Below are 6,798 nucleotides of genomic sequence, written 5' to 3' on the forward strand. Positions count from 1 at the left end.
ATCTCAATAGGTGATACAACAGTAACCCTCACAACTACGCCTATTGACATTATCCCAGATGCTTATATCAAAATAGCTGATGATATTTATGTTGTGACTAATGCAGAGTATAAAGACTTAACAAGTCCTGTTACAGTCAAACTCTCACGACCTATTGCAGCAGCACAAGCAGCAGGTGTGGCAGTAACGGTAGATAGGTCGTGTGCTGATATCAGGTTGTTTGGTTCAGCAAGAGGGTATTTCTATGGTTTAAATGTACCTAATAGTGCTCAAAGTCTTGCTAGAAACATCACTGTACAGCGTGATTTTAGAGGCTCTTACGTTTATGATGTTTACGCTCAAGGAGTACGCACACTTAAAGTCCGTGGATGCAACTTTTTAGAGGGCGCACAAAGTGGCGCAGGTGCTAACATTAAAGTTGTGGATGGTTGTCGTGATGTGAGTATTGATGAGAATACCTTTGAAAACAATATAACAGGGTTGACTAATGTAGATAACAATATCTACATGGATGCAACGGTTAGTGCCACCAAAGGCTCAGGTAATAAGTTCTACAACGCTAAAGGCGATTCAATTCGTACATTTAAAACAACAGCGCTAGAAATGCTTAACCAGTTTCCTAACAACTGGTTTAACCCTAAAATTGTCAACCCATTTACAGTATCAACAAACGTCAGAGTTTCTACCATAGGCAATAATCAAGTGGCTTATGGTAGCGGAATACCTGATTACGGACGGTGGAAGCGAGGTGATATTGTATTTAATGATACACCAAGCGTGGGCAGTCCTATTGGGTGGCGTTGCACTGGTTCAGGAGATCAGGGCACATGGGTGAGCTTTTAGATATTATTTTGTGCTTACTTTGATGTGATTATCTACTATAATCGATTGGATACTTTGCAAGATACCAATGGATTGAATTATGAGTAGTATTATCACTTTGAAACAAGAGCATATTGATTTTTTAAAAGAAAAAAAGGTGTTTCTAAACTCTGGGGGACGTTATGACAACACCTGGCTAAAAGTGGGCAAGCCTTACAACTTGACAGGTAAGGCTTTGCTAGAACCTTACGCTGGTGTTTTTGTTGGACCAAGGCTTAGCTCGGTTGGTTCTTTTTCTTACACTAAGAGCTATTTCCCGCCACAAGATTTAAAGATGGGGCGTTATTGCGCTATTGCCGAAAACGTAAAAATAATGGGGTCAAGTCATCCAGTAGAAAGACTAAGCGTATGCGGTTTTTGCTACTCTAAAGCTGCACCTTTTGGTATGTTTGAGAAAGATATTGGTGTTGATTTTCCAAAGAAAGCACCCGGTTTAAAGATAAACTTTGCTTTTGCTAATATCGGCAATGACGTATGGATAGGTGAAGGAGTTCTATTGAAAAGAGGTGTTACTATTGGCGATGGCGCGGTAATAGCAGCTAGGTCTGTTGTCACTAAAGACGTTCCACCTTATGCAGTAGTAGCAGGTTCGCCCGCAGTAATCAAAAAGTACAGATTCAGCGATGACATCATAAAAAGATTATGCGCATCAAAGTGGTGGCATTACAAATACACAGATTTTAACGGGCTTGATGTTACCAGTCCCACAGTTTTTCTATCTGAATTTGAAAAAATAAAAGACACATTAGAGCCTTTTAAACCTGTTGAAATCGACTTTCATCAAGAGTTTAAAAATATATAAGTTGCTAGTCAAAAAACAAACCCTTGTATGCCACGCGCTGCAAGGGTTTTTTATTATCTAAAATTAGGGGGCTTTATGCCGTCACACAACAAATGCGGCTTGATAAGTCGTTGTTTTGGTCAGTTTAGCGAGTTGATAGATTGGATATTTGATGATGGCGTCAGGTCTGTTGAGTTAGCTAATACGGGTATGCTTTTATCGTTCTCGACCATCTTTATCATTGGTTCAGCTGACATTATCTTGCAGTACCCATATCGCGGCTTTGCTTACGTGTCGTCAGTATGGGTATGGGTGGCAATGTTTGTATTAGGTGCTATTCAGTGGCTCTTACTGATAAAGACATCGTTACGTTCGGATAGACGGTCAGCAATCACATTAGCTGCGTCGTCAGTGGTTTTCTTGTCACTATCAGGCATCTTTGCAAGTGATTACCCTCCATTGTCCACAGCCGTTCCAATTTACTTCTTCCATGGCGTTATGTGCTTACTGGCGTCAGTCAAACGAATGAAAATAGTGCGAGTCGTAGCAGACGAATCAGCCAATGAGGGGTAAAAGTGGATACTGTAAACCTAGCTTTACAGCCGCCCTTACTTCAAATATTGGCGGCTATATGCGGCTGCCTAATCGGATCGCTAGCTATGAATCCAGTCGAGCGTTACGGTATTAGAATAGCAATCTTGTTCACAATGCTGTCAATGCTCATTGCTAGTGCGCTATCTGAATATCTAGCTGTAACTAAAGAAATGGAGTTTGTCACAGTCCATGCTGCCATTGGTGGCGGCATCGGTCTAACAGGTCAGTTTTTAATTGAAGAAATCAAACAAAGCGCACCTAAATTCTTTAAATCACTGCTCAATATCTTAACGTCAACACTCATAGATAACATCGTTGAAGCTATTACGATGTTCTTTGATGGCGTTAAGCGCAGGATTAAAAAATGGTTGCCGAAATAACTTAGCCGCTTAATTGCGGTTTTTTTGGGGGTAAAAATTGGATTATTTCAACAAGTTGGTGATGATGTTACGGCTGTACGGCGTTTGGGTTCCAGCACTGGTCGTATTCTTATTTTTAGATAGTGGTTACGAGCCATTACTTGATTTAGGTATGGCTGAGACCGTAGCTATTTTAGTGTTAGCTGGTGCAGTTGTTGGCCGTCTAATCGAGCAAACCGAACTAGGAGAGTAGAATGGCTTACGGTCATGTAGTACAAGCGCAGACAGCGTTAGCAAATGCAGGGTTTTACCACGGTAAGATTGACGGTGACTTTGGGCAGGGTTCGCTGCGAGCAGTTGAGAGCATAATCGCTAATACAGGAAAGGCGGTTGATGTTTTGACCAAGCCTGAAACGACTGGCGGCCGCTCAATGTCAGCTAAAGGAATCTCGCTACTCAAAGCGCATGAGGGATTGCGACTGCAAGCGTATCAGGACACAGGCAAAGTCTGGACTATCGGCTATGGCCACACGTCAGCAGCAGGTGGCTTGAAAGTGTATTCAGGTCTGACTATTACGCATGAGGAAGCCGAGCAGCTACTCAAAGATGATTTGGCGCGTATGACCTATCCTGTTATTGACAGACTGGTCAAAGTGCCACTTACGCAAGGTCAATTCGATGCGCTAGGCTCATTCATATTCAATCTAGGTGAAAGGCAGGTGAGTAAATCAACACTGCTCAGACTGCTAAACGCCAAAGACTATTACGGTGCATCAGGTCAGTTTGGTAGATGGGTTTATGATAATGGCCGCAAACTAAACGGACTAATAAAACGTCGAGCCGCTGAGCGTGAATTGTTTGACGCATAGCTGCGTTTAGATGCTATAATTAATAATACAAACAAGGGGTTGGCTATGATTGGTATTGAGATTAAAGGCGGTAGCGGTAATAAATTCACCAATACAACTATCAATAGCGAGAAAGGTGTTGTTATTGATGGTGTGGAAGTCACTAAGGATAATATCGATGATTTAAAATCAAAAGGTATTATCGGTAGCCAAGTAACGCTGTCTGACGTTAAAGTTAATGGCGTTAATCTAAAGTAGCATTCGAATAGGTTTACCCTGTGCCCTGTCATTAATTTGGCAGGGACTTTTTTTGTGTCTAGGTTTTGAGGGAGTCTAAGTAGTCAGCCCATTTTTGCATCATATCCCTACGCTCAGAAATAAGCTGTACGCGATTATAAGCACGACCATTAGCATCACGCACGTTATGCCCTAATTGCAACTCTATCAATGTCTCAGACACGCCTAATTGCTCGACCATCAATGTTCTAGCAGACGCACGAAAACCATGAGGCATATGAATACCCTCATAGCCAATTCGGTTTAGAAACTTGTTGAGCTGCTGCTGATGCTCAAATTTATCCTTACGTCTTGAGTTATAGAACACATAGTCGTTATCGCCTGTATGCTCTTGTATGGCTCGTAGAAGTTCAATAGCTTGTCTTGGCAATGGCACTATCAAACTGCTAACCATGTCGGTTCTATTGCCTGTTTTTAGTGGATTAAACGACCATGTAGCATCGTCAAAGTCGATACAACCCCAACGCATTGAGCACATATCACCGTTACGCTGAAATAGCATTGATTGCAGCTTGATGATGTTCTGAGCGTGTCCGTAGAAGTCCGTCACACTGTCAATATCACGTAGCAGTTGACCGAACGCTACCGGCTCGATAATTGCGCTATGATGCTTGGTCTTTGTCTTTGGCAGCATTAAGTCAGCCACGGCAATAGCTGGATTACTCGCTATATAACCTTGACCAATCGCCAGGGCGAATATCTTTTGACAGACGCCGCGTACACGCTTAGCAGTTGGTATTGTGTCACGCTCAATATGCTTTATTGCTTTTAGTACGTCAGGTGTCCCTATCTTATCAAGGCTCATGCGTCCGATATGCTCACACGCATAGTCAATATGTTTGCTCTTTTGGTCTATAGTTCGCTTCTCGAATTGACCTGATGCTATCTGACCTTGCAGCCATTCATGCGCCATCTGCGCGAATGTAGGCATTGCAGCGGCTTTGTTTGCTAATTGCTCATAGTAGGCGACTGGATCGACGCCTCTAGCTATCAATGACAGATTATCTCGATACATATCACGCGCTTGCTCAAGCGTGAACACTGGATAAGCGCCCAAAGTAAAGTTTCTACGTTTGCCGTTATCAGGGCTAGTAAAACGATGACGAAATGTAGTAGTCTTATTATCTCGAATATAAAGGTTCAATCCCTTATAGCCTTGGATAGCATAAACCTCATCACCGCTGTCATGGTCTTTGATAGCTTGCTTGATTTGTGAGTCGGTTTTAATGCCAAGCTCTTTTAATTTGTTGTTAGCCACTTGATTACCAGTTGATTACCATTTGATTTGACATATATTGCAATAGCTTGAAATGCTATGCAATAGCAATTGATAAAAAAGGCTATAATTAACAAGTGATGCAAGATATAGCAAGCTGTTTCAAGCCTTATCAAATACACTGACTGATGGAGTCGCTTTTTTTTGCCTAAAATTTAATATTTATATCAATAAAGTACAAAAGACATATTTGTGATGTATTAAGCCCTTCATTGTAAAGGGCTTTTTTTGGGTCAAAATTTTGTCTGATGGTTATCTATTTGCTTATGTAGTTTTCAATTTAATTTCCTGTTCGATTTCCTTTGTAGTTCCGATCTAGTTCTAAGGTTTTATTGATTAATATGAGTTAAAATACAATGTATTAACTTTTTATTAACATTCTAGACACCTTGGAGTTTGATTATGAAGATGTTTGTTTGGCTATTCATTGCATTTGTGGTGTTGGTAGTTGTGTTTGGGGTATCCATTTTTAATAGATTGGTACGCGCACGGAACCAAGCAAAGAATGGCTTTGCTCAAATAGATGTGCAATTAAAGCGTCGTCATGATCTGATTCCAAACTTGGTCGAAACTGCCAAGCGTTATTTGAGTCATGAAGAAGAAACACTCACTCGCGTCATTAGCGCGCGCAATCATGCCCAAGATCTACAAGATTCTAATAAACATCAGCCAGACTCACTAGAACATATGGCACTATTTGCAAAAGCAGAAGGTATGCTGTCTAAAGCGTTGAGTCAATTCTCCGCTGTCGTCGAAGCCTACCCAGAACTAAAAGCCGATAGTATGATCAAGGAACTCATGGACGAACTAACCAATACGGAAAATCGCATTGGATTTGCGCGTCAGCATTATAATGATAGCGTGATGTTCTATAATAACGATCGCGAAGTATTCCCTAATAACCTCGTTAGTACGACTTTTGGCTTTCGTCCACTCAGTCAGTTGGTATTTGAAGATAGAGAAGCGATTGCTCAGGCACCGATTGTCAATATGGGCTAAGGTTTAGATAATTTTGGCGAACTCTAGGCAGCCTAATCTGATGGATTTTTTTGGTGAACAGCGGATACGTACGCGTCGCAGTCTATTACTTTATGGACTGTTTTTCCTGATTGTACTTGCTCATATGGCTGTAGGACTGGCTGTCATGTCTATACTACTGACAGTATTTACAGGCGGTATATACCACTGGGTATTGGTTCTGGTCATTGTCTTGACGTTAGGTAGTTTCGTTGGTGGTAGTTTTTTAGAGTATCGACGCCTGCGAGCAGGTGGCCGCGCTATTGCTCAGCGAGTAGGGGCGGTTAGGCTGTTTATCGATAACAGTCAAGAAGCATGGGAGCACAGTCAAGGAGTCGCTCATCAACACGAAGCTGAAGAAAAGGTTCGCTATAGTTCACGTCATATAGCAGTACGTGACGAGCGCGATTTTCCGCCAGTCTATCGTCGCTACTATGAAATTGCACAGCAACTGGCCATTGCTTCAGGTTTGCAAACCCCTATTTTGTACGTGCTACCTGACGAGCAGGGTATCAATGGTTTTGTCGCTGGTCGCCATAATCAAGATATGGTACTTGTCGTTACCCAAGGTGCGTTAGATAAACTGTCTGATGAGGCGCTATATGGACTCATCGGTCATGAATATGGTCATATATTGCACGGCGATGCTACGTTCAACTTACAGCTGATGGTTGTATTGGCAGGCTTGCAAATACTATACGATTGGAGTGATCCAATCTCTAATCATATCTCTAATCGTCCCTC

The 6,798-nt window shown here is 41.9% G+C and carries 10 protein-coding genes; 9 read left to right on the forward strand and 1 reads right to left on the reverse strand.

The window, feature by feature from the left end:
* From ABYU67_RS11615 to ABYU67_RS11645, 7 genes are all read left to right on the forward strand, one after another.
* The coding region (locus ABYU67_RS11615) for a hypothetical protein (protein WP_372845368.1) at nt 1-843 on the forward strand (843 nt) is incomplete at its 5' end.
* A gap of 79 nt (nt 844-922) precedes the next feature.
* Entirely contained in the window at nt 923-1,684 is a 762-nt protein-coding gene (locus ABYU67_RS11620; protein WP_372845370.1) for a CatB-related O-acetyltransferase, read from the forward strand.
* Nucleotides 1,685-1,759: 75 nt separating this feature from the next.
* Nucleotides 1,760-2,236, forward strand: coding sequence for a hypothetical protein (locus tag ABYU67_RS11625; protein ID WP_372845372.1), 477 nt, complete (start codon nt 1,760-1,762; stop codon nt 2,234-2,236).
* An 86-nt stretch (nt 2,237-2,322) separates the two neighbouring features.
* The gene (locus ABYU67_RS11630) at nt 2,323-2,637 is read left to right on the forward strand and encodes a hypothetical protein (protein ID WP_372845374.1); all 315 of its coding nucleotides are present in this window, start codon (nt 2,323-2,325) and stop codon (nt 2,635-2,637) included.
* A 61-nt stretch (nt 2,638-2,698) separates the two neighbouring features.
* Entirely contained in the window at nt 2,699-2,869 is a 171-nt protein-coding gene (locus ABYU67_RS11635; RefSeq protein WP_372845376.1) for a hypothetical protein, read from the forward strand.
* Nucleotide 2,870: 1 nt separating this feature from the next.
* A complete protein-coding gene (locus ABYU67_RS11640) occupies nt 2,871-3,485 on the forward strand; it encodes a glycoside hydrolase family protein (protein ID WP_372845378.1) in 615 nt (204 codons plus the stop codon).
* A gap of 45 nt (nt 3,486-3,530) precedes the next feature.
* Nucleotides 3,531-3,722 (forward strand): hypothetical protein, encoded by a 192-nt coding sequence (locus tag ABYU67_RS11645; protein WP_372845380.1) that lies wholly within the window; start codon nt 3,531-3,533, stop codon nt 3,720-3,722.
* Nucleotides 3,723-3,780: 58 nt separating this feature from the next.
* On the opposite strand, the gene ABYU67_RS11650 is transcribed toward ABYU67_RS11645, so the two are convergent.
* On the reverse strand, nt 3,781-5,019 hold the full coding sequence (locus ABYU67_RS11650) for a tyrosine-type recombinase/integrase (RefSeq protein WP_372845382.1): 1,239 nt from the start codon (nt 5,017-5,019) through the stop codon (nt 3,781-3,783).
* A gap of 420 nt (nt 5,020-5,439) precedes the next feature.
* Here ABYU67_RS11650 and ABYU67_RS11655 point away from each other — a divergent pair, with 420 nt between their 5' ends.
* Both ABYU67_RS11655 and ABYU67_RS11660 read left to right on the forward strand, forming a co-directional pair.
* Nucleotides 5,440-6,036: a LemA family protein gene (locus tag ABYU67_RS11655; RefSeq protein ID WP_082624601.1), complete on the forward strand. Its 597-nt coding sequence runs from the start codon at nt 5,440-5,442 to the stop codon at nt 6,034-6,036.
* Nucleotides 6,037-6,049: 13 nt separating this feature from the next.
* Nucleotides 6,050-6,798: M48 family metalloprotease (locus ABYU67_RS11660; protein WP_372845385.1), on the forward strand; the 749-nt coding region annotated here is incomplete at its 3' end.

This window comes from Psychrobacter sp., from assembly GCF_041554015.1.
Taxonomy (GTDB): domain Bacteria; phylum Pseudomonadota; class Gammaproteobacteria; order Pseudomonadales; family Moraxellaceae; genus Psychrobacter.

Excerpts from the sequence above, each read along its gene's own strand:
- ABYU67_RS11620 (WP_372845370.1), top strand. The coding sequence starts at position 923 with ATGAGTAGTATTATCACTTTGAAACAAGAGCATATTGATTTTTTAAAA.
- ABYU67_RS11625 (WP_372845372.1), top strand. The coding sequence starts at position 1,760 with ATGCCGTCACACAACAAATGCGGCTTGATAAGTCGTTGTTTTGGTCAG.
- ABYU67_RS11630 (WP_372845374.1), top strand. The coding sequence starts at position 2,323 with ATGAATCCAGTCGAGCGTTACGGTATTAGAATAGCAATCTTGTTCACA.
- ABYU67_RS11635 (WP_372845376.1), top strand. The coding sequence starts at position 2,699 with ATGATGTTACGGCTGTACGGCGTTTGGGTTCCAGCACTGGTCGTATTC.
- ABYU67_RS11640 (WP_372845378.1), top strand. The coding sequence starts at position 2,871 with ATGGCTTACGGTCATGTAGTACAAGCGCAGACAGCGTTAGCAAATGCA.
- ABYU67_RS11645 (WP_372845380.1), top strand. The coding sequence starts at position 3,531 with ATGATTGGTATTGAGATTAAAGGCGGTAGCGGTAATAAATTCACCAAT.
- ABYU67_RS11655 (WP_082624601.1), top strand. The coding sequence starts at position 5,440 with ATGAAGATGTTTGTTTGGCTATTCATTGCATTTGTGGTGTTGGTAGTT.